Genomic DNA, 20,318 nt, shown 5'->3' with positions numbered 1-20,318 from the left:
CCTGCCATGAACCATCGCAGGACTGATTTGGGAATCCACTCACCCATTACTCATCTCGATCCGTCCACACGGCCTAATACAGAGTGATGCAGGGGGATATAGCGCAGTCAAATTGGCTGCCGGGGGGATGATCGCCATTGGGGAAACAGGAAATATTCGAGGGGCGACAGGCATCAGCGCTACGGGTAGCACCATTGTACAGAACATGGGTGTTATCGAAAGCACTAACTTAACTGCTAATCCGCAAGGCATTGACGTCGCAGCGAGCACTCCAGACAGTATGTTTACGCTCTATAATGACGGTCTCATAATAGGGTCGGTTCGGAGCTGGGCAGGTTCAAGTATAATCATCAACAACGGCTCAGTTATTGGTCACGTCGACCTAACGGCAAGTGCAGCTGCCAGTCTGTATGACGGACGGAGCGGCACTATAAGCGGAACAATCTCGCTTGGATCACTTAACGACAAAGCTTATGGCGGGTCGGGCGCAGAAACCTTTTATGGTGGCGGAGGAGACGACTTTATCGATGGCGGAGCAGGACTAGATACTGCCAAGTTCAGCGGCGAGTCCAACCTAACAGTCGATCTGCGCCTTACTGGTCAGCAGCAGACAGGCGGGGGTTTGGAAACACTCCGCAATATCGAAAACCTTGCTATAAATGGGGCTGGCGGCGCCCGTACGAGTTTCATCGGCAACGATGTTGATAATGTTTTCACAACGCGCTTCGGTACTGACACGTTGGACGGCGGGCGGGGGAATGATCATCTCTACAGTGGTAGTGGAGCCGACTCTCTTCTTGGCGGTGATGGTAATGACACGCTCGATGGCGGTTACGGCAATGACATCCTGAGCGGCGGTGACGGGTTCGATACCGTTTCGATACCGTCTTGTTTACCGACGCAGAGGAAAGTGAAGAAGCCGTGTTCGTCAACATGGCGAACTCGGCCGATGCGCGCAACACCTACGGCGCGGACACCTACATCAGCATCGAGGCGCTGGTCGGCACCTCTTATAACGACACCTTCATCGGCAATGCCGAGGCCAACACCTTCACGGGCGGCAAAGGCGACGACACGCTGGAAGGCGGCGCAGGCACGGACACGGCCGTGTTCTCCGGCGCCCGCGCCAACTACGACATCGTCACCAACCCCGACGGCACCATCACCGTTACCGACCGCCGCGCCAATCAGGACGGCTCCGACACCCTCAAGGACATCCGCTTCGCCAAGTTCAGCGACCAGACCGTGGCCGTGGTCAACGCCACGCCTGCTAGCCTGTCGCTCTCCAGCGCCAGCGTGGCTGAGAACGCCCCAGCCTTTACGGTGGTGGGTCGCCTCTTGGCCTCCGATGCGGATGGCGACGGCCTCAGCTACAGCCTGACCTCGAACCCGGACGGCGCCTTTGCGCTCAGCGGCGACTATCTTGTGCTCGCCCGCCCGCTCGACCATGAGGCCAAGGCGCAGTACGCGGTGGACGTGACGGTGACGGACGCTTACGGAGCGGCCACCACCCGCACCTTCACGGTCACGGCCACCGACGTGGCCGAGCACCTGGTGCTGCGCGGCACCTCGGGCCGCAACACCCTCGTGGGCCTGAACGGCAACGACCAGCTCTGGGGCGGTGGCGGCAAGGACGCGCTCACCGGTGGCACGGGCCAGGACAAGTTCGTGTTCGACACGAGGGCCAGCAAGTCCCACATGGACACGATCACCGACTTCAATGTGGCCGACGACGCGATCTGGCTCGAGAACCGCATCTTCTCCAAGCTCGGCCGCAGCGGCTCAGAGGGCAATCCGACCAAGGTGAAGGCGCAGAACTTCGCCTATGACAAGGCCAAGGACGCCAACGACTACCTGGTCTACAACAAGAGCAAGGGTGAGCTGTACTACGACAGCAACGGCTCGGCCGCGGGCGGTGCGGTGGAGATCGCCAAGGTCTCCAACAAGGCGCGCCTGACCAAGGACGACTTCTTCCTCATCTGACAAAACGAAAGCGGGGCGATCCTTGTGGATCGCCCCGCTTTCGGTCCTGAGCGCCCGCTCCTCACCGAAGAGCGGGCGTTTTGTTGTCGGCTTACGCCGCGAGCTGGCGCAGCACGTAGTGCAGGATGCCGCCGTTGCGGAAGTATTCCAGCTCGTCGAGCGTATCGATCCGGCACACCACCGGAACGCGCTGCACCGAGCCGGACGCGGAGGTGATTTCCAGCTCCATGCGCTGACGGGGCTTCAGGTCCTGGGCGAGGCCCCGGATCGTCACCGTCTCGTCGCCCTTGAGGCCCAGCGACGCCCAGGAGGTGTCGCCCTCGAACACGAAGGGAGCAACGCCCATGCCGACCAGGTTCGAGCGGTGGATGCGCTCGAAGCTCTCGGCCACCACGGCGCGAACGCCGAGCAGGTTAGTGCCCTTCGCGGCCCAGTCGCGGGACGAGCCGGTGCCGTATTCCTTGCCGGCCAGGACCACGAGCGGAACGCCCTCTTCCTGGTAGCGCATGGCGGCGTCGTATATGAACATCCGCTCGCCCGAGGGGTGGTGAATGGTGTAGCCGCCCTCGACCACGTGGCCGCTCTCGTCCTTCACCATCTGGTTCTTGATGCGGATGTTGGCAAAGGTGCCGCGCATCATGACCTCGTGGTTGCCGCGACGGGTGCCGTACTGGTTGAAGTCGGCGACGCGCACCTGATGCGACTGCAGGTATTCACCGGCGGGCGAGTTGGCCCGGATGTTGCCGGCGGGCGAGATGTGGTCGGTGGTGATCGAGTCCTGGAACAGGCCGAGGATGCGCGCGTTCACGATGTCCGTGACGGGCTTGGGATCCTTGGTCATGCCCTCGAAGTAAGGCGGGTTCTGCACATAGGTCGAACCGGGGGGCCACTCATAGGTGAGGCCCGGCTCGAACGTGACCTTGCGCCAGTTCTCGTCGCCCGTGAACACGTCCGCGTAGCGAGTCTTGAACAGCTCGCTGGTGATCGTGCGGTCGATGAAATCCTGCACCTCGGCGGAGGACGGCCAGATGTCCTTGAGGTAGACCGGCTTCCCGTCCGATCCCATGCCCAGGGGCTCAGTGGCCAGGTCCACCAGCATGGAGCCGGCGAGCGCATAGGCGACCACCAGCGGGGGAGAGGCGAGGTAGTTCGCCCGCACGTCCGGGTTCACGCGGCCCTCGAAGTTGCGGTTGCCCGAGAGCACCGACACGGCCACGAGGTCGTTGTCGTTGATCGCCTTCGAGACGTTCTCCGGCAGCGGGCCCGAATTGCCGATGCAGGTGGTGCAGCCGAAGCCCACCAGGTTGAAGCCGAGCGCGTCGAGGTCCTTCTGCAGGTCGGCCTTGGCGAAGTACTCGGCCACGATCTGCGATCCGGGCGCCAGGGAGGTCTTCACCCACGGCTTGGTCTTGAGGCCCTTCCTGACCGCGTTGCGGGCAAGCAGGCCTGCGCCGATCATCACGCTGGGGTTCGACGTGTTGGTGCAGGAGGTGATCGCCGCGATCACCACGTCGCCGTGGCCGAGATCGTAGTTGGCGTCGTCCACCTTCACGCGCTTGCCGAGCTCCTGGGCCTTGCGGAACTCCTTCTCCATGGCGCCGACGAATTCGGGCTTGGCGGTGTCGAGAGTCACGCGGTCCTGCGGGCGCTTCGGTCCCGCAAGGGACGGCACCACGTCGGCGAGTTCGAGCTCCAGCGTGTCGGTGAAGACCGGGTCCGGAGTGTCGGCCGTGCGCCACATGCCCTGCGCCTTGGCGTAAGCCTCGACGAGAGCGACGCGCTCGGCCGTGCGGCTCGTGGTCGTGAGGTATTCGACCGTGCGCTGGTCGATGGGGAAGAAGCCGCAGGTCGCGCCGTATTCGGGCGCCATGTTGCCGATGGTGGAACGGTCCGCCACGGTCATGTCGGTGAGGCCGGGGCCATAGAATTCCACGAACTTGCCGACCACGCCCTTCTTGCGCAGCATCTGGGTGACGGTGAGCACCAGGTCGGTGGCGGTCACGCCTTCCTTCAGCTTGCCCGTGAGCTTGAAGCCGATGACCTCGGGGATGAGCATGGAGACCGGCTGGCCCAGCATGGCGGCCTCAGCCTCGATGCCGCCCACGCCCCAGCCGAGGACCGCGAGGCCGTTGACCATAGTGGTGTGCGAATCGGTGCCCACCAGGGTGTCCGGATAGGCGATCTCGGTGCCGCTCGCGATGTCCTTGCGGGTCCAGACCGTCTGCGACAGGAACTCCAGGTTCACCTGGTGGCAGATGCCGGTGCCCGGGGGCACGACGGAGAAGTTCTCGAACGCGGTCTGGCCCCACTTGAGGAAGCGGTAGCGCTCGCCGTTGCGCTCGTATTCGAGCTCCACGTTGCGGTCGAAGGCGCGGGGAGTGCCGAACTCGTCCACGATCACCGAGTGGTCGATGACCAGGTCGACGGGCACCAGCGGGTTGATCTTGCGCGGGTCGCCGCCGAGGTTCTTCATGGCGTCGCGCATGGCCGCGAGGTCCACCACCGCCGGCACGCCCGTGAAGTCCTGCATGAGGACGCGGGCGGGACGGTAGGCGATTTCCTTCTCGGCCTTGCCCCGGTTGTCGAGCCACTCGGCCACAGCCTGGATGTCGGCCTTGGTGACCGTGCGGCCATCCTCGTAGCGGAGCAGGTTCTCGAGCAGCACCTTCATGGAGAAGGGGAGCTTCGAGATGCCCTTGAGGCCATTCTTTTCGGCCTCGGCGAGAGAGTAGTAGGTGTAAGTCTTGTCGCCCACCTGAAGGGTCTGGAGGGCATTGAAGCTATTGGGAAGCGTCACGGCGAATCCTCGCGTGCATTGGGTTACGAACTGTCTGTTCGGCCGAAAGCGCGATAAGCGCGCGCCGCTCCGGGGGCGCCCGGATAGGGTAAAGAAGCGCGCGAGGCGGATTGGACGCCTTGGCGCGCGGCGCAGCCAGGGGTGCTATAGATCATTTCCATCGGCCCGGCTACACGGTTTAGAACCATTCTGGGGTGCGTTTAGGGCAGGGGTCTCAAAGTTTTGCGTCTGGATGTCGAGAATCTGGCCTGCATCCGGGGGGAGCGCCGGATCTTCAGCGATCTGTCCTTCGCGCTCGGGCCCGGGGAGGCGCTCCTGGTCACGGGCCGCAACGGGGCCGGAAAGTCGACGCTCCTCGACCTTCTGGCCGGCTGGCTCACGCCCGCCGCAGGCGCCGTCCGGGTCTTCGAAGCCGGTGACAGAACACTGCCCGAAAGCCTGCATTACGTGGGCCACCGGGACGCCCTGAAATCGGCGCTTACCGCCCGCGAGAACCTGGAATTCGCCCGCGATTTCCTCGGCAGCCCGGCCCTGTCGCCGCCGGACGCCCTGGAGGCAGTCGGGCTCGCCCATGCGGCGGCTCTTCCCGTGGCCTATCTGTCCGCCGGCCAGCGCCGCCGCATCGCGATCGCCCGCCTGCTGGTCGCCCACCGACCCTTATGGCTCCTCGACGAGCCGACCGCGGCGCTGGACACGGCCTCCCAGGAAACCCTCCGGAAAATGATGGAGCAGCATCGGGAGGGCGGCGGCTTGGTGATCGCCACGACTCATTCGCCGCTGCCCTTGCGGGACGCGAAGGAAATCCGGATCGAGCGCCCCACACCCGCGGAGCGCCCGGCATGATCCGCTCCTTCAGGGCGCTCCTGATTCGCGACCTCAAGCTCGCCGCCCGTGTGGGCGGCTCGGGCATGATGGGGTTGGTCTTCTTTCTCGCTATTGTGACCCTCATGCCCTTCGCGCTCGGGCCCGACCTCAACCTCCTGTCGCGGATCGGCCCGGCCATCCTGTGGATCGCGGCCCTGCTCGCGACCCTGATCGGGCTCGACCGGCTGTTCCAGGCCGATCAGGAAGACGGGTCGCTCGACCTGCTGCGCCTCGCCCCCGTGCCCATGGAGGTGGTGGTGGTCGCGAAGGTGACGGCTCATTGGCTCGTCACCGGATTGCCGCTGGCGATTGCGGCTCCGTTCCTCGGCCTCCTCGTGGCCCTCTCGCCGGAGGCCATAGGCGCGATGGTCGCGACCCTCCTGGTCGGCACCCCGGCGCTCACCTTCGTCGGGGCCGTGGGGGCAGCGCTCACCGCCTCCTTGCGGCGCGGCGGGCTGATCCTGGCGATTCTAGTGTTGCCCTTCATGATCCCGACCCTGATCTTCGGGGTCTCGGCCGCCAACGCGGCGTTGGGCGGCACCGTGCCGTTTGCGACGCCGTTCCTGATCCTCGTGGCGCTCTCGCTCTTCGCCGCCGTGGTCGGCACGGTGGGCGCTGCGGCGGCGCTGCGGTCGGGGGAGTAGGGACACTGACGAAACAACCTGTTCTTCGCCTGCGCCGCTCCCTCGCCGACCCGGTCCCGCCGCTGGTCTGGCCCGAGGGAGCGCGGCTCACGGCTTTTGAGCCGGAGCGGCATGCAAAACAGGTGCACGCGCTTCTGGACGAGGCCTGCGCCGGCGGCGGTGCCGTGGATCCCTTCCGGGTCTGGTGGCGCGGCTTGAAGAGCGACGCCGAGTACGATCCGGCCCTCTGCTTCATCGCGGTCGACGACCAGGACCAAATCATTGGTGTCGCGCAATGCTGGACGAGCGCCTTCCTCAAGGATCTTGCCGTAAGCCCCGCCTTTCGAAAGCGCGAATTGGGTTCGGCGCTGCTTCTCACCGTATTCCAGGCCTTCCGGGAGCGCGGTGCGAAGTGTCTTGACCTGAAGGTGGAGGCTGACAACCCCACGGGCGCGGTCCGCCTCTATGGCCAGCACGGCATGCGGACGATTGAGGCCTATAGGGGAGACTAAGGCCTCAAGTTCATCCCGAACGCCTGCTCGATCGCAGGCCTGCCGTCCCGTTCGACCCGATATACGGCCCGGTATAGGCCGGGCTGAAAGCCCTCGGCGGGCCGTTTGATTCCGGCGAAGGCCATCCACTGGGCCTTGTCGCGGTCGAGCGGCGGAGCCTTGTTCTGGGCGATGGGCTTTCCGTCCGGATCGAACAGGGTCAGGGTCTGTACGTCGCCGCCCTTGAGGCCTATGGCGCGCACATAGGCCACCAGCGCGGAAGACTGGGTGGTGGGGGCCTCCCGCCCGGCCGCGCCTGTCTCGATCGCCTCCATCGACACGGGACCCGTCGCGAAGCCCTTGTTGAGGACGCTGCCCGCCTGATAGGCCAGCGCCTGTCTGGTGGCCTGATCCCACAGGGGCGTGCCGCCGCTGCAGGATTTGTCGGGGGCCCCGGCCGCAAAGGGATCGACCACCTTGCCGTCCCGGCGCACCGTGAAGTGGAGATGCGGAAACTCGGTCATGCCCGACAGCCCGATCCGACCGATCCGGTCCCCGGCCTTCACGGAGTCGCCTGGCTTCACGGCCAAGCTGCCCTTCGCCATGTGGCAGTATTGCGTTTCCCATCCCTGGCCGTGATCGACTACTGCGCCGTTGCCGCATTCGGTGTTCTGGACGCTCGCGCGGCCCCGGTCCGCAATGGACACGTCCTCGACGCTGTCGCGGGTTCTCAGCACCTTGCCGTCGGCGGCCGCGACAACGTCCACACCCGCCCTTTGGGCCGCTGTTGTGGGAACCCGGATATCGGTGCCGTTATGGCCCTCGTAGGTGAGCGTGCCGCATTGATAGTCCTGAGCCGCCGGTCCGGGGTCCCGATCCACGTAATGCTGGATGAAGCAGGTGCGGCCGATTTCGCAGGCGACCGGCAGTCGCAAGGAGATGTCCTGCGCTGAAGCGCCCAAGGGCAAAGCGGCGGCCGCGAAGGCCAGAAGGCTAAGCCTGAAACTCATGGCAACTCCATCCAATGGTGCGGATGATACGCAGCTTTCCGCGCCGGATGATAGGCCAGCCGTTCCGCCGAACGCGATGGAACACCCGGGGTGCCACGTCCGAATGCCGGATCGTCGAAGGGTCTCCCGGATGCGACGCCCTCCGACTTAGCGAAATCGTTATTCAGCCTGTGGCTATCCGTGCGTTGCAGGCGGGCCTTGAGACCGCTAAATCGACATCCATGATCCTCGACCTTGCCAACCCGACCCGTTTCATGAGCTTCAGCGGCCGCCTGCTGCCCTGGCTCATCGGCGCGTCGGTGGTTCTTCTCGGAATCGGCCTCGCCATGGTCTGGTTCGTGGCGCCTGCTGACTATCAGCAGGGCGAGACGGTCAAGATCATGTATCTCCATGTCCCGGCCGCGTGGCTGTCCCTGTTCTTCTACGTGACCATGGCGGCGTCGGCGCTGGGCACCCTAGTCTGGCGCCATCCCCTGGCGGATGTGTCGCAGAAGGCCGCCGCTCCCATCGGGGCCGCCTTCACGCTGATCTGCCTCGTGACCGGCTCGCTCTGGGGCAAGCCCATGTGGGGCACCTATTGGCAGTGGGACGCTCGGCTTACCTCCATGCTGGTGATGTTTCTCATCTATGCGGGAATCCTGGCGCTCTGGCGCGCCATCGAGGAGCCGAACCGCGCGGCGCGTGCGGTATCGATCCTCACCCTGGTGGGGGCCGTCAACGTGCCAATCGTGAAGTTCTCGGTCGATTGGTGGAACACCCTGCACCAGCCGGCCTCCGTGTTCCGCCTCGGCGGGCCGACGATCCATTCCTCCATGCTGGTTCCGCTCCTGGTGATGGCCGTGGCCTTCACGCTCATTGGCGTGTCGCTGCATCTCTCGGGCATGCGCACCGAAATTCTGCGCCGCCGGGTGCGCACCCTCACCATCTTGGAGGCCGAGCGCCTCGACGCACAGGCCGCCTGATGACCCACGGTTTCTTCATCGTCACCTCTTACGCGGTCACCGCTCTGGTGGTCGCCGGCCTGATCCTGCGCGCGGTCATCGACCATCGCATCCAGACCAGGGCTCTCGCAGAGCTCGAGGCGCGGGGCGTCGGCCGGAGGTCGCGTCGTGGCTGAGGCAGGCGTCCAGGCACCGACCCGCAGCCGCGTCCTGTTCCTGCTGCCCGTCATCGTCTTCGTGGTGCTGGCGGGGCTCTTCGTGGTGCGGCTCGGAGGCGACGACCCCTCCCGGGTGCCCTCCGCGCTCCTCAACAAGCCCGCGCCCGCCTTCGCGCTGCCGCCGCTGGAGGGACTCGTGGCCGGCGGCAAGCCGGTGCCGGGCTTCTCGACCGAGGACCTCAAGGGCAAGGTCACGGTGGTGAACGTATGGGCGTCCTGGTGCGCCCCCTGCCGCCAGGAGCATCCGCTCCTGGTCGATCTCGCCAAGGACCCGTCGATCCGGCTGGTCGGCATCAACCAGAAGGACGATCCCGACAACGCCCGGCGTTTTCTAGGCACCTACGGCAATCCTTTCGCGGCTGTCGGCGCCGATTCCAACGGCCGCGCCTCCATCGATTGGGGCGTCTACGGCGTGCCCGAGACCTTCATCGTCGGCCCGGACGGGATGATCCGCCACAAGCATATCGGCCCGCTGACGCCGGAGACGCTGCCGGCGTTGAGGGAGAAGCTCCACGCCGTATTGGCAAAATGAAATTCGGGAATAATGGGATAAATATAACGATGTTACAGTGAATCTTAATAGAGACTCACTGATGCCCTGTTCCACATCGCATGACGCTGATCCTGGCAACGAGCCAGTTCAAGAATATCATCTATGTCGCTTTCGTGCCCTAACGGTAGCTCCCTTCGCGTTCGGCTTTATGGCTGCTATGTTCCTGTGGCTGACATGGTTGGCGCTGGACCCGAATTTTCCGTCAAAGAAGGGAAGTTATCACGCTTATGGCTCCGGAAAGGGAGCTCTGCTCTTGCTACTGGTTACCATTCTTCCGGTCTGGGCTCGGGTGCCGCTGTTGTTCGGATTCGTTGGCTACTTCATTCGATTGGGATTCCACCGAATTCGGCACGCATTCGATAATGTGCCAGATCTGGCGATTGGTCCGGAAGGCATTAGCGGCTTGGATGAACTCGGCTATTGCAGCATGCCATGGTCCGATCTGTTTTGTATTGATGTGAGCCGTGTTGCCATTCGCATTTATGAACAACAACGAGAAGCGCACTGGCTCATCCGCTGGATTGCTGGTGAACGAGTCATGTTTCTCTACACGAGAGCCTTCTTCAAAGCACCCCACTCAGAAATTCTGAGCGCGATTAGATACTACCGGCCTGATCTCTGGATTGGGGTTTCCCAAGCATCATCTATTCAGGTTGACCAAACCCCGCCCGCTTGAGCCGCACGATCGCCAGATCGAGCGCGGAGAGAAAGGCCGAACGGTCCTTGGCCGAGAACGGCTTCGGGCCGCCTGACACGTCGCCCATGGCGCGCAGGTCCTCCATGAGGTTGCGGGTGGCGAGCGCCATGCCGATGGAGGCTTCCGTGAAGGGGCGGCCCGTGGGGCCGATCACGTCCGCGCCCGCGCTCACGCAGCGGTGGGCCAGGGGAATGTCGGCCGTGATGACAATGCAGCCCCGCTTTGCCCGCTCGGCGATCCAGTCGTCGGCCGCGTCGAAGCCGGCGCTCACCACCACGCGCTCGATCAGGGGATCGTTTGGAACCGCCATGAAGCTGTTGGCCACCACGAAAACCTTGACCCGGTGGCGCTCCGCCACCCGGTACACCTCGGCTTTGACCGGGCAGGCATCGGCGTCCACGTAGATTTCGATGGCTTGAGACATCACGGTCATCGATATTACATCTTTCGGCGCGGGCTTCGTCCCGCCTTCTTTAAACCGGCTCCAACGCGAAAAGAACCCGTGCTCCTTCGCCCCCGCCTGTCAACCGCCCTGACGTCGATCCGCCAATTGCGGTCCCGATATCTGATCAGCGACGCCACGCATCGCCTCATCCGCGAGGCGGACATAGCGGCCCTGCGGCGGGCCGGCCAGGCGCGAATCGCCATTGCGGCCATTCTGTTCCTGGCCGTTCTGGCGGTGCAGCTCAGCGACACGATCACGAGTCCGTTCGCGTTGAAGCAGATTCAGGCCGCGAAAGCCGCCCTGCTGGTGTTCGGCGCGGTGGGATGGGCCACCACCTGGATGGCGTCCCGGCGCATGTTCGTCGATAAATTGCCGGCCATCACGGCGGTTCTCGACGCTCTGCTGATCCTGGGCACCCTGGCGTTCAACCGCTGGAGTTTGGACATCCCCGGCAGCCTGTTCGCCGTGTATCCGGTGGTCTGGGTGATGCCCATCATCATGGCGGCGACGGCGATCCACTACCAGCCGCGACTGCAGGCCTTCGTGGGTGGGGTTTATGTGATCGGGCTCTCGATCATCGCCTTTTCGGGAGGCGAGCCCAGCCCCGACGAAGTGAGACAGCACATCTCCGGCATGCTCGGAGCCTTCACCTGGCAGACCAACATGGTGCGCATCGTCATGGTGCTGACCGTGTCGCTGATCCTGTACCTCGTGGTGCGTCAGGGCCGGCTCATGCTCGAGCGCGCCGTGCGGGAGACCACCCTGCGGCTCAACCTCACCCGTTATCTGCCGCGCGAGCTTGCGCCCATCCTGTCAGAGCGGGCCTTCACGTCCCTGCGCACCGGACGGCGCATCCCGGTGACGCTGATGTTCGTGGACATCCGGGCATCGTCCGGCTTCGGCGAGAACATCGACCCGACCCGGCTCGCCATCTTCATCACGTCGTTCCGCCGCCGGGTGCTGCAGGCCGCCGCCAAGCACGGGGGCATCATCGACAAGTTCACCGGCGACGGCGCGCTCATCCTGTTCGGGGTGCCGACGGAAAAGCCCGACGACACGGCACGGGCGCTCGCCTGCGGCCGCACCCTCCTCGACCTCATCGACCGGTGGAACGCCAAGCGCGAGTTCGATCCGCCAGTGCGGATCGGGATCGGCATTCACCGGGGCGAGGTGTTCTGCGGCGTGGTGGGCGACGAGGACCGGCTGGAATTCACCGTGCTGGGGGAGACCGTCAACACGGCGGCCCGCATCGAGCAGGCGACGAAAACAGCCAATTGCGACATGCTCGCCTCGTGGGACGCCATCACGGCGGCGGGCGAGGACGCGTTCTGGGCCGAAGTGGAGCACGAGCCCCTTCGCGGCGTCACCCGCAAGATCGTGCTGATGCGGCCACACCCGAAAGCCGCCGCCGAATAGGTCGCGCCGTCCCTCTGTGCGGCTCAAGATGGATCGGCTTCCACAGCCCTCATGCTGAGGGGCGAACCGCCTCGAAGCACGAGGGTGTTTCCATTGCTCTCTGGAACATCCTTCGAGACAGGCCCTACGGCCTTCCTCGGGATGAGGTCGGAGGGATGAGACGGGCTCTCAAGCCCCGCTGCCGGCCGTCTCCTCGTCCTTCTTGCTCATGTCGTGGCGCAGCAGCAGCGGCGTCTGGGCCAGCGCGAAGAGGATCGTGAGCGGCATGATGCCGAAGACCTTGAAGCTCACCCAGAAATCCGTGGTCTGAGTGCGCCAGACGATCTCGTTGAGAATCGCGAGCGCGAAGAAGAACAGGGCCCAGCGGAAGGTGAGCTTTCGCCAGCCCTCTTCCGTCAGCTCGAACATGCTGTCGAGCACGATGGCCAAGAGCGGCTTGCGGAAATAGAGGCCGCCGAGCAGGATGATGCCGAACATCGTGTTCACGATGGTGGGCTTGAGCTTGATGAACACGTCATTCTGCAGCGCCAGCGTCAGCCCGCCGAACACCACGACCACCACGGCCGACACCATGGGCATGATCGGCAGCTTGCGGATCAGCGCATAGTTCACGGTGAGCGCCGCAAGGGTCGCGATCACGAAGAGGCCCGTGGCCGCATAGATGCGCTGGTTGTCCGCGTATCCGAACCGATCCGCATAGGCGTTGGTCAGGAAGAACAGGACCAGGGGTCCGAGTTCGAGGGCGAGCTTCAGGAGGGGCGGGAGGCGCTTTTGTTGTGTCATGCGGTCTCTTCTAGCCCGGCGATCGCCCGAGCGAAATCCCGGGCGGCAAAAGGCTCCAGATCGTCCACGCCTTCGCCCACGCCGATGAAGTGAACCGGCAGGCCGAACTTGGCCGCGAGCGCCACCAGGATGCCGCCGCGCGCCGTGCCGTCGAGCTTGGTCATGACGAGGCCCGTGATGCCGGCGACCTTCTGGAACAGCTCTACTTGGCTCAGTGCGTTCTGGCCCACGGTGGCGTCGAGCACCAGAAGGGTCGCGTGGGGCGCGGTCTCGTCCTGCTTCTTCAGGACGCGCACGATCTTTTCCAGCTCGGCCATGAGGCCTGCCTTGTTCTGGAGGCGGCCCGCGGTGTCGATGAGGAGCACGTCCGTGCCGTTGGCCCTGGCTTCCTGGAGCGCGTCGAACGCCAAGCCCGCCGCGTCGGACCCCTGCGGTCGGGTGATGACCGGCGCGCCTACGCGTTCGCCCCAGACTTTGAGCTGTTCGATGGCGGCGGCCCGGAAGGTGTCGCCGGCGGCCAGCATCACCTTCAGGCCCTGGCTGCGGAACTTCTGAGTCAACTTGCCGATGGTCGTGGTTTTTCCTGCGCCGTTGACGCCGACCATGAGGATCACGAAGGGCTTTTTCCCGCGGTCGATGGTGAGGGAGCGGGCAACGGGCGCAAGGGTCTTTTCTACCTCGCCGGCCAGGATGGCCTTCACCTCGGCGGGCGAAACCTCCTTGTTGTAGCGGCCCGACGAGATCGCCTCGGTGATCCGCATGGCGGTCGGCACGCCGAGATCGGCTCGGATCAGCGCATCCTCCAGCTCCTCCAGGGTCGCGTCATCCAGCTTGCGCTTGGTGAACAGGCCTGTGACGCTCTCCGACAGGGACGACGAGGTGCGGCGCATGCCCTCGGTAAGCCGCTGCCACCAGCCGCGATTCTCGGAGGGCGCGGCTGTGGCCGGGAGAGGCTCCGCAGGAGGAGGCGTCGGCTCCGGTTCGGGCGCGGGTCGTGGAATGGGCTCCTTCGGCCCACCGCCCTCGGGATCAAGCCCTTCGATCGGCTGAAGATCGGCTCCGGCGAGCTCCACCGGGGTCTTGCGCTCGTCAGGCGTATCGGGAGACGCAGTCGTCACCGTTGGAGGCGCGGCCACCAGATCGTCGGCCGCGCTCACGGGCGGGGAGGGCATGGCCTCCGGCTCGCCATGGGCGCGCTGCACCGCCGCCGGGGCAGCTTGCTCGGGCTGAGGGGCCGACTCACTCGCAGATGCAGGTTCAGCGCTTGCGGGCTGCTCCGCCGGTGTGGCCTGCTCGATCGGCGCGGTCGGTTCGACCAGCGGGGCCGGCTCTGCCAGCGGGGCAGGCTCGGCCTTGCGTCCGAAGAGGCGGGACAGGAATCCGGGCTTGTCGGGCTTTGTCTCTGCCATGGGTTTTTCCGTCTCGCCTCTTGTTTGCTGCTTGCCTTGAGCGTCCGGCCTCGATAGCCGAGGCTTCATGAATGCGGAAGAGATAGTGTCGAAGGTGCTGTATCGCGATGCCCTGATGCTCGTGATCGACAAACCCGCCGGTCTGCCGGTGCATCCGGGGCCGAAAGGCGGCGAGACCCTGACCCATTATCTCGACGCCCTGCGGTTCGGCCTCCCGCGCCGCCCGGAAACCGCGCACCGCCTCGACAAGGACACGTCCGGCTGTCTCATCCTAGGCCGCCACCCCAAGGCCATCGCCCGGCTCAACGAGCTTTTCAAGAAAAACGAGGTCGACAAGGTCTACTGGGCCGTGGTCGAGGGCGGACCAGCCGGGGACGAGGGGGAGATTGATCTGGCCCTCGCGCCGAAATCGCCGGATCGCGGCTGGTGGATGAAGGTCGACCCAAAGGGGCAGCCGTCCCTGACGAAATGGCGGGCGCTGGGACGCAACGAGGGCCTCACGCTCCTCGAACTGCGCCCCGTCACAGGGCGCACCCACCAGCTGCGTGTCCATTGCCAGGCCTCCGGCTGGCCGATCCTCGGCGATCCTATCTACGGCACCGCTCCCCGGTTCGGCGGCCCGGGACTCCACCTGCACGCCAGAAGCGTGACGGTGCCGCTCTATCCGAAGAAGGCACCGATCGCCGTGGAGGCGCCCGTGCCGGAGCATATGCGGGAGCGCGTGGCGGCCTGCGGAATGGACCTCCCTCTCCCGGATGGGAGAGGGCAGGGGTGAGGGTTTTGCCCTCTCCCATCCGGGAGAGGGTGTAAGAGCGTCACGCTGCCAAAAGCTCGCGCCCGTTATGCCCGGCGATGGTTACGGGCCGCAGATCGCCGCGCTTCACGGGCGATGTGAAACGAACCGGCGTAAAAGCTTCCGTGCGGCCGATCTGGTTCAGTTCGATCAGCACGTTGCGGCGCGCGCCAACCTCCGCATCGAGATGCTTCACCAGCGCGGCTTCGCCCTTTTCACGCAGGCGGCGCGCCCTGTCCTTGACTACGTCGCGGGAAACCTGCGGCATGCGCGCGGCGGGGGTGCCGGGACGGGGCGAGAAGGGGAAGACGTGAAGATGCGTCAGGCCGCATTCCTCGACGATGTCGAGGGAGCGGGAAAACATCTCCTCGGTCTCGGTGGGAAAGCCCGCGATGATGTCCGCGCCGAACACCATGTCGGGACGCAAACGGCGCACCTCCTCGCAGAAGCGGATCGCGTCGTCGCGCAGGTGCCGGCGCTTCATGCGCTTGAGGATCATGTCGTCGCCGGCCTGCAGCGAGAGGTGCAGGTGCGGCATCAGCCGATGCTCGCCCGCGATGGAGTCCAAAAGATCGTCATCGGCCTCCACCGAATCGATGGACGATATGCGAAGCCGCTCCAGCTCGGGCACATGTCGCAGGATGCCTTTCACTAGCGCGCCGAGCTTGGGCTCGCCTGGTAAATCCTTGCCATAGCTCGTGATGTCGACGCCGGTCAGCACCACCTCCCGGGAGCCATGTTCCACGAGGGTACGCACCTGATCGACCACCGCGCCCATGGGGACCGAGCGGGAATTGCCCCGACCATACGGGATGATGCAGAAGGTGCAGCGGTGGTCGCAGCCATTCTGCACCTGTACGAAGGCGCGGGTATGGCCGCGCAGGCCATCGATGAGATGCTGCGCGGTTTCCTTTACGGCCATGATGTCGTTGACGAGGATCTTTTCGCTCACGCCAATGCCGAAATCGCGCAGAGAGCCCCAGGTCTGGGCCTTCATCTTGTCGTCGTTGCCCAGAACCTTGGCTACCTCGGGCATGGCCGCGAAGGTCTCGGGCTCCACCTGCGCGGCGCAGCCCGTCACAACAATGCGGGCGCCCGGCTTATCGCGGGCGATGCGGCGGATGGACTGGCGCGCCTGCCGAGTCGCCTCCGCCGTCACCGCGCAGGTGTTGACGATGACCACGTCACCCAGCCCCGCCTCCTCCGCGTGGCGCTGCATGGTCTCGGACTCGACAATGTTGAGCCGACAGCCAAAGGTGACGACTTCGACTCCCATCAGGCAGCGCCCTTGAACAGGGCGGGCGAGAAGGCGCCCTCATGCTCCAGCTCGGTCGGCCCGGTCATGAGCACGTGATCGTCGGTCTCGCGCCATTCGATCAGGAGATCGCCGCCAGGCAGCGAGAGGGTGGCGCGCCGGTCGGTCAGGCCCTTGCGGACGCCTGCTACGAGAGTGGCGCAGGCGGCGGAGCCGCAGGCGCGCGTCAGGCCCGCGCCGCGCTCCCAGACCCGCAGCACCACGTGTCCGGGATCGACAACTTGAGCGAGCGAAATGTTGGCGCGCTCGGGAAATACCGGGTCGTGCTCGAGCTTGGGACCGATGGCCCTCAGGTCATAGGCCTGCGCGTCCTTGACCCAGAAGATCGCGTGCGGATTGCCCATGCTGACCGCGGACGGCCGTTGAAGCTCGGGCGCTTCCGCAAGGCGGGTTTCCACCGCGATGGCTCGCGTGTCCGGATAGGGATCGCGAAGGGGGATTTCGTTCCAGGCGAGGCGCGGCGGACCCATGTCGACGGTGAACACCGTATCCGAGACGCGCTCCACCGGCAGAAGGCCTGCCTTCGTTTCCAGCACGAGGCCGTTCCCGACCAGGCGGCTCATGACAGGGTCCGCCACCATGGCCCAGGCCACGCAGCGGGTGCCATTGCCGCAGGCGCCCGATTCCGAGCCGTCCGTGTTGTAGATGCGCATGAAGGCATCCGTGCCGGGCGTGACCGGATCGTGCAGCACCATCAGCTGGTCGAAGCGCGAACGCGGATCGGCCGCGATGGCGCGCGCTTCCTCCGCGCTGACCAGCAGGGAGGTGCCGCGCAGGTCAAGCACGGTGATCTCGTTGCCGAGACCGTTCATCTTCAGGAAACGGCTGTTCGATAGGGCGCTCATGGGGGCTATATGGCCCAAAACTAGCCGTTCCGCGAGGGGGGTGCCGTGCGACCTTCGCGGCAATCCTAGAAGATCCGCGGGATGCTGGTCACCACGATGATGATCCCAACCCCGATCATGAGAGGGCGCGTCGGGATCCGGCTCACCAGAAACCCGCCCAGGGGCGCGGCGATCACGCCGCCGAGGATCAGGCCGGAGGCCGAGCTCAGCTCCGACCACCCTAAGGACAGGATGAAGGTGGCCGAGATGACGCTGGTGACGAGAAATTCCGTCAGGTTGGTGGAGCCGATCACCTGCCGGGGGGCGTGGCCCCGCCCGATCAGCGAGCCGGTCACGATGGGGCCCCATCCGCCGCCGCCCATGGCGTCCAGGAGGCCTCCACCGGCTCCGATCCAGGGCACGATCCGGTCCTTGACCTCGCGAGGCCACAAGGGGCCGATGGCCTTGAACAGGATGTAGAACCCGATGCCCGCCAGATAGGCCGACACGAAAGGCTCGATGAATTTGCCATCGACGTTGGACAGGATGAACGCGCCTGCCGCGCCGCCGATCATCCCGGCGGGAGCCAGGCGCGCCACGAGGCGCCAGTTCACGTTGCGGTGGACGATATGAGATGTGCCGGAGGCCGCCGTGGTGAAGATCTCGGTCACGTGGGTGACGGCGCTGGCGGTGGCGGGCGGCACACCGAAGGCAAGCAGGCTCGTGGTCGACAGGACTCCGAACGCCATTCCCAGCGCCCCATCCACCAGCTGGGCCATGAAGCCGATCAAGGCGAAGATCAAAAAGTCGTCCATCTGTCCTGACCGGCCTTGGGCCTGACGCTGTTTCGGGAACATCCTGAAGACCTGCCGCGATCGAGGATCGGCAAGGATTGCGGCCGTTTCAACAGGACTTTCCATGCCACCCACTTTCCGGTCAAATGCCGGCCGGTTGCGCTGCGTGAATTCCGCACAGGACAATCTCGCGGCCCCGAAAAAAGCCTCCTATGCTGTTACACAACAACCTCCCTCCTGATTCGCCGGTGAGCTCTTCATGCGAGTGCCTTCTTGTCTGTTCGTCCTCCTCGCTTTCGTTCCGGCTTTAGCCCTGGCGCAGACGCCGCCCGCGCCTGCTGCGCCTCCGGCGGGCGTAGAGACGCCTGCGCCGGCTCCCGTCACGCCCCCGGCGCCCTCGAACGATCAACCCGCGCCGCAGGCTCAGGTGCCGAGCCCCACGCCTGCTCCCCAGGCTGAAACCCCGGCGACTCCCGCCCCGGCGCAAACGGCTCCGGCTCCCGTGGCGGCCGGACGCTCGACGCTGTTTCCCAATCCGGGCGATCCCACCAACGTGGACGAGGGCGTGCTCGTAGCGAAGCCCACCGTGGTGCTCCAGGGCACGAGCACATGGGATGATGGTTTCACCAACCTGAAGAACGCCTTCGCCAAGATCGAGACCGAGCTCAAGAAAGCCGGCATCGCGCCCACCGGCCGGCCGCTGACGGTCTTCGTCCATACGGACGACGCAGGCTTCCGCTACGAGGCGATGATTCCCATCGCCCAGGCCCCTGAGGGAAAGAGCGAGCTCACGCCTGAGATCAAATTCGGGAAGACCCCCGAGGGCAAGTCCTTCCGCTTCATCCACGAGGACGCCTACGACGAGATCGACGGCACCTATGAGACGATTACCGCCTATCTCGATGCGAAGGACATCGTCTCAAAGGATGTGTTCATCGAGGAATACGTAACCGATCTCACGGATGCACAGGACACCAATCTCAAGGTGAACATCTACGTTCAGCCAAAGGAGTAAGGGCCGCCTCAGGATTGAGGCGCGGCGTCCCAAGCCTCTCCCGGCCGCAGCGCCCGGAAGCGTTCAGGTGAAACATCCGCAGCCCTGAGCGCCGTCTCCAACTCCTGCACCGGCTCCTCGACACCCTCGTTGGTGAGGCGGAACGTGCCCCAGTGGTGGCCCAGCGCCTGCTCGGCTCCGAGAATCGTAAGCGCCCGCACCGCGTCGTCCGGGTTCATGTGCTGGGGCTTCATGAACCAGCGCGGCTCATAAGCCCCGATGGGCAGGTGCGCGAGGCGAGGCTGGCCGAAGCGCTCCTTGACCCGGTGGAAGATCTGGCCGTCGCCGAAGCCCGTATCGCCGATGTGGTAGATGACGCCTGCGGGCGTGGTGAGCACATAGGCGCACCAGAGCGCCATGCGCCGGTCGTTCATGCCCCGCGCCGACCAGTGATAGGCGGGCTCCAGATGGGCCGTAACGCCGTCGCCGAGATCGACGGACTGGCCCCAGTCCCGGGTCTCGACCGCGATGTCGGGATACTCGGCCCGGATGATCGCATCATTGCCGAGCGGCGCGATGACGCGCGGACGGTTGCGCCGCCACAGCCTGTCGATCGTGCCGAGATCGAGGTGGTCGTAGTGGTTGTGGGTGATCAGCACCACGTGGATCGGCGGCAGGTCGTCGAAGGCGATGCCTGGCTCGTTGACGCGCTTGGGTCCCGCGAAGGAGACGGGGCTTGCCCGCTCGGCGAAGACCGGATCGGTCAGGATGTTGATGCCGGCCACCTGAATCAAGAAGGAGGCGTGGCCGATCAGCGCGACACGCAGGCCTTCCACCGATGCCGGGGGCTTGTCGCGAAAGGGGCTCGGAAAACTCTCCGGCCAGTCCTTGCGGCCCCCGCCGAGCTGCCAGCGCAGGAGCTCGGTGAGCCCCTTGTCCTGCGGCTGACCGGGGGAGAAGAACCGCACCCCGTCGAAATGATCCGAGACCGGGCCCTCGTAATAGGCGTTCTTTGCCCGCGCGGCGGCGATCCAGCCGAACGTGCCGGCGGCGGCCAAGGCAGGGAGGCTCAAGGCTTTGAGAAGAGTACGGCGGTTCATGAAAAATCTTCCCGGAGAGACCTTAAGCGTGGGGTGTCGAAATCCAATCGGCAAGGGTCGGGGCCCAACCTGCAAGTCCTCATTGCTTGCTCTTTCCTTGACTTCGCCGCGTTTTACTCTTACGTCCTGCCCGTAAATCTGTAGAGCGAGCCCATGTGAGCCGCCGCCCAGCCCTGAGAGGCTGGAGGTCAACGCCCGACAGCGCGATGCGCCCTCGGGCGCGCTTCCATTTGGAGCTTTCCCTACGGGTCATGACCGGGCTTGTCCC

At 65.1% G+C, this 20,318-nt stretch carries 20 protein-coding genes and 1 pseudogene; 12 read left to right on the top strand and 9 right to left on the bottom strand.

Annotated features, from left to right (window positions below):
* Positions 1-127: 127 nt before the first annotated feature.
* Both DRB19_RS31850 and DRB19_RS11125 read left to right on the top strand, forming a co-directional pair.
* Positions 128-865, top strand: a pseudogene (locus DRB19_RS31850) (calcium-binding protein); the annotation flags it as partial.
* Between the two features lie 23 nt (positions 866-888).
* Complete coding sequence (locus DRB19_RS11125; protein ID WP_162815651.1) at positions 889-1,983, top strand: cadherin domain-containing protein; 1,095 nt, start codon at positions 889-891, stop codon at positions 1,981-1,983.
* 91 nt (positions 1,984-2,074) lie between these two features.
* On the opposite strand, the gene acnA is transcribed toward DRB19_RS11125, so the two are convergent.
* Positions 2,075-4,780, bottom strand: coding sequence for an aconitate hydratase AcnA (gene acnA, locus DRB19_RS11120; RefSeq protein ID WP_114186107.1), 2,706 nt, complete (start codon positions 4,778-4,780; stop codon positions 2,075-2,077).
* Between the two features lie 222 nt (positions 4,781-5,002).
* On the opposite strand from acnA, the gene ccmA reads away from it, so the two are divergent.
* From ccmA to DRB19_RS11105, 3 genes are all read left to right on the top strand, one after another.
* Entirely contained in the window at positions 5,003-5,623 is a 621-nt protein-coding gene (gene ccmA / locus DRB19_RS11115; RefSeq protein ID WP_114186106.1) for a heme ABC exporter ATP-binding protein CcmA, read from the top strand.
* Complete coding sequence (gene ccmB, locus DRB19_RS11110) at positions 5,620-6,288, top strand: heme exporter protein CcmB (RefSeq protein ID WP_114186105.1); 669 nt, start codon at positions 5,620-5,622, stop codon at positions 6,286-6,288. The genes ccmA and ccmB overlap by 4 nt, the downstream gene beginning before the upstream one ends.
* Before the next feature lie 122 nt (positions 6,289-6,410).
* Positions 6,411-6,779 (top strand): GNAT family N-acetyltransferase, encoded by a 369-nt coding sequence (locus DRB19_RS11105; RefSeq protein WP_210207464.1) that lies wholly within the window; start codon positions 6,411-6,413, stop codon positions 6,777-6,779.
* Here DRB19_RS11105 and DRB19_RS11100 read toward each other — a convergent pair.
* Positions 6,776-7,768: a M23 family metallopeptidase gene (locus DRB19_RS11100; protein ID WP_114186104.1), complete on the bottom strand. Its 993-nt coding sequence runs from the start codon at positions 7,766-7,768 to the stop codon at positions 6,776-6,778. The two genes, DRB19_RS11105 and DRB19_RS11100, sit on opposite strands and share 4 nt — an antisense overlap.
* 221 nt (positions 7,769-7,989) lie before the next feature.
* On the opposite strand from DRB19_RS11100, the gene DRB19_RS11095 reads away from it, so the two are divergent.
* The 4 genes from DRB19_RS11095 to DRB19_RS29875 all read left to right on the top strand — a co-directional run bounded on the left by DRB19_RS11095 (position 7,990) and on the right by DRB19_RS29875 (position 10,156).
* Positions 7,990-8,730 (top strand): heme ABC transporter permease, encoded by a 741-nt coding sequence (locus tag DRB19_RS11095; protein ID WP_114186103.1) that lies wholly within the window; start codon positions 7,990-7,992, stop codon positions 8,728-8,730.
* Positions 8,730-8,885 (top strand): heme exporter protein CcmD, encoded by a 156-nt coding sequence (gene ccmD / locus DRB19_RS11090; RefSeq protein WP_114186102.1) that lies wholly within the window; start codon positions 8,730-8,732, stop codon positions 8,883-8,885. The genes DRB19_RS11095 and ccmD overlap by 1 nt, the downstream gene beginning before the upstream one ends.
* Positions 8,878-9,459: a DsbE family thiol:disulfide interchange protein gene (locus DRB19_RS11085; protein WP_114186101.1), complete on the top strand. Its 582-nt coding sequence runs from the start codon at positions 8,878-8,880 to the stop codon at positions 9,457-9,459. The genes ccmD and DRB19_RS11085 overlap by 8 nt, the downstream gene beginning before the upstream one ends.
* Before the next feature lie 61 nt (positions 9,460-9,520).
* Positions 9,521-10,156 (top strand): hypothetical protein, encoded by a 636-nt coding sequence (locus tag DRB19_RS29875; RefSeq protein WP_147022013.1) that lies wholly within the window; start codon positions 9,521-9,523, stop codon positions 10,154-10,156.
* On the opposite strand, the gene DRB19_RS11080 is transcribed toward DRB19_RS29875, so the two are convergent.
* Complete coding sequence (locus tag DRB19_RS11080) at positions 10,125-10,601, bottom strand: YaiI/YqxD family protein (RefSeq protein WP_373867390.1); 477 nt, start codon at positions 10,599-10,601, stop codon at positions 10,125-10,127. The two genes, DRB19_RS29875 and DRB19_RS11080, sit on opposite strands and share 32 nt — an antisense overlap.
* 78 nt (positions 10,602-10,679) lie before the next feature.
* On the opposite strand from DRB19_RS11080, the gene DRB19_RS11075 reads away from it, so the two are divergent.
* Positions 10,680-12,038 carry an adenylate/guanylate cyclase domain-containing protein gene (locus DRB19_RS11075; protein WP_114186099.1) on the top strand — a complete coding sequence of 453 codons (1,359 nt, stop codon included), beginning with the start codon at positions 10,680-10,682 and terminating at the stop codon, positions 12,036-12,038.
* A gap of 168 nt (positions 12,039-12,206) precedes the next feature.
* On the opposite strand, the gene DRB19_RS11070 is transcribed toward DRB19_RS11075, so the two are convergent.
* On the bottom strand, positions 12,207-12,821 hold the full coding sequence (locus tag DRB19_RS11070) for a septation protein A (protein WP_114186098.1): 615 nt from the start codon (positions 12,819-12,821) through the stop codon (positions 12,207-12,209).
* Entirely contained in the window at positions 12,818-14,230 is a 1,413-nt protein-coding gene (ftsY, locus tag DRB19_RS11065) for a signal recognition particle-docking protein FtsY (protein WP_210207463.1), read from the bottom strand. Before ftsY ends, DRB19_RS11070 begins: the two co-directional genes overlap by 4 nt.
* 67 nt (positions 14,231-14,297) lie before the next feature.
* Between ftsY and DRB19_RS11060 the strand changes: the two genes are divergently transcribed.
* Positions 14,298-15,005 carry an RluA family pseudouridine synthase gene (locus DRB19_RS11060; protein ID WP_114186096.1) on the top strand — a complete coding sequence of 236 codons (708 nt, stop codon included), beginning with the start codon at positions 14,298-14,300 and terminating at the stop codon, positions 15,003-15,005.
* 40 nt (positions 15,006-15,045) lie between these two features.
* Here DRB19_RS11060 and mtaB read toward each other — a convergent pair whose 3' ends face one another.
* The 3 genes from mtaB to DRB19_RS11045 form a co-directional block, all read right to left on the bottom strand.
* The gene (gene mtaB / locus DRB19_RS11055; RefSeq protein ID WP_114186095.1) at positions 15,046-16,299 is read right to left on the bottom strand and encodes a tRNA (N(6)-L-threonylcarbamoyladenosine(37)-C(2))-methylthiotransferase MtaB; all 1,254 of its coding nucleotides are present in this window, start codon (positions 16,297-16,299) and stop codon (positions 15,046-15,048) included.
* The gene (dapF, locus tag DRB19_RS11050) at positions 16,299-17,183 is read right to left on the bottom strand and encodes a diaminopimelate epimerase (RefSeq protein ID WP_114186094.1); all 885 of its coding nucleotides are present in this window, start codon (positions 17,181-17,183) and stop codon (positions 16,299-16,301) included. The genes mtaB and dapF overlap by 1 nt, the downstream gene beginning before the upstream one ends.
* A gap of 65 nt (positions 17,184-17,248) precedes the next feature.
* Entirely contained in the window at positions 17,249-17,977 is a 729-nt protein-coding gene (locus DRB19_RS11045; protein WP_114186117.1) for a sulfite exporter TauE/SafE family protein, read from the bottom strand.
* A 238-nt stretch (positions 17,978-18,215) separates the two neighbouring features.
* On the opposite strand from DRB19_RS11045, the gene DRB19_RS11040 reads away from it, so the two are divergent.
* Positions 18,216-18,971, top strand: coding sequence for a GyrI-like domain-containing protein (locus tag DRB19_RS11040; RefSeq protein ID WP_114186093.1), 756 nt, complete (start codon positions 18,216-18,218; stop codon positions 18,969-18,971).
* Positions 18,972-18,979: 8 nt separating this feature from the next.
* Here DRB19_RS11040 and DRB19_RS11035 read toward each other — a convergent pair whose 3' ends face one another.
* Positions 18,980-20,050: an MBL fold metallo-hydrolase gene (locus DRB19_RS11035; protein ID WP_114186092.1), complete on the bottom strand. Its 1,071-nt coding sequence runs from the start codon at positions 20,048-20,050 to the stop codon at positions 18,980-18,982.
* Between the last annotated feature and the right edge of the window lie 268 nt (positions 20,051-20,318).

The sequence above is a fragment of the Microvirga aerophila genome (genome assembly GCF_003332305.1).
Lineage (GTDB): Bacteria > Pseudomonadota > Alphaproteobacteria > Rhizobiales > Beijerinckiaceae > Microvirga > Microvirga aerophila.
This window is presented reverse-complemented; position numbering and strand designations above follow the sequence as displayed.

Excerpts from the sequence above, each read along its gene's own strand:
- ccmB (WP_114186105.1), top strand. The coding sequence starts at position 5,620 with ATGATCCGCTCCTTCAGGGCGCTCCTGATTCGCGACCTCAAGCTCGCC.
- DRB19_RS11100 (WP_114186104.1), bottom strand. The coding sequence starts at position 7,768 with ATGAGTTTCAGGCTTAGCCTTCTGGCCTTCGCGGCCGCCGCTTTGCCC.
- DRB19_RS11095 (WP_114186103.1), top strand. The coding sequence starts at position 7,990 with ATGATCCTCGACCTTGCCAACCCGACCCGTTTCATGAGCTTCAGCGGC.
- ccmD (WP_114186102.1), top strand. The coding sequence starts at position 8,730 with ATGACCCACGGTTTCTTCATCGTCACCTCTTACGCGGTCACCGCTCTG.
- DRB19_RS29875 (WP_147022013.1), top strand. The coding sequence starts at position 9,521 with ATGCCCTGTTCCACATCGCATGACGCTGATCCTGGCAACGAGCCAGTT.
- DRB19_RS11080 (WP_373867390.1), bottom strand. The coding sequence starts at position 10,601 with ATGTCTCAAGCCATCGAAATCTACGTGGACGCCGATGCCTGCCCGGTC.
- DRB19_RS11070 (WP_114186098.1), bottom strand. The coding sequence starts at position 12,821 with ATGACACAACAAAAGCGCCTCCCGCCCCTCCTGAAGCTCGCCCTCGAA.
- ftsY (WP_210207463.1), bottom strand. The coding sequence starts at position 14,230 with ATGGCAGAGACAAAGCCCGACAAGCCCGGATTCCTGTCCCGCCTCTTC.
- DRB19_RS11060 (WP_114186096.1), top strand. The coding sequence starts at position 14,298 with ATGAATGCGGAAGAGATAGTGTCGAAGGTGCTGTATCGCGATGCCCTG.
- mtaB (WP_114186095.1), bottom strand. The coding sequence starts at position 16,299 with ATGGGAGTCGAAGTCGTCACCTTTGGCTGTCGGCTCAACATTGTCGAG.
- dapF (WP_114186094.1), bottom strand. The coding sequence starts at position 17,183 with ATGAGCGCCCTATCGAACAGCCGTTTCCTGAAGATGAACGGTCTCGGC.
- DRB19_RS11045 (WP_114186117.1), bottom strand. The coding sequence starts at position 17,977 with ATGGACGACTTTTTGATCTTCGCCTTGATCGGCTTCATGGCCCAGCTG.
- DRB19_RS11040 (WP_114186093.1), top strand. The coding sequence starts at position 18,216 with ATGCGAGTGCCTTCTTGTCTGTTCGTCCTCCTCGCTTTCGTTCCGGCT.
- DRB19_RS11035 (WP_114186092.1), bottom strand. The coding sequence starts at position 20,050 with ATGAACCGCCGTACTCTTCTCAAAGCCTTGAGCCTCCCTGCCTTGGCC.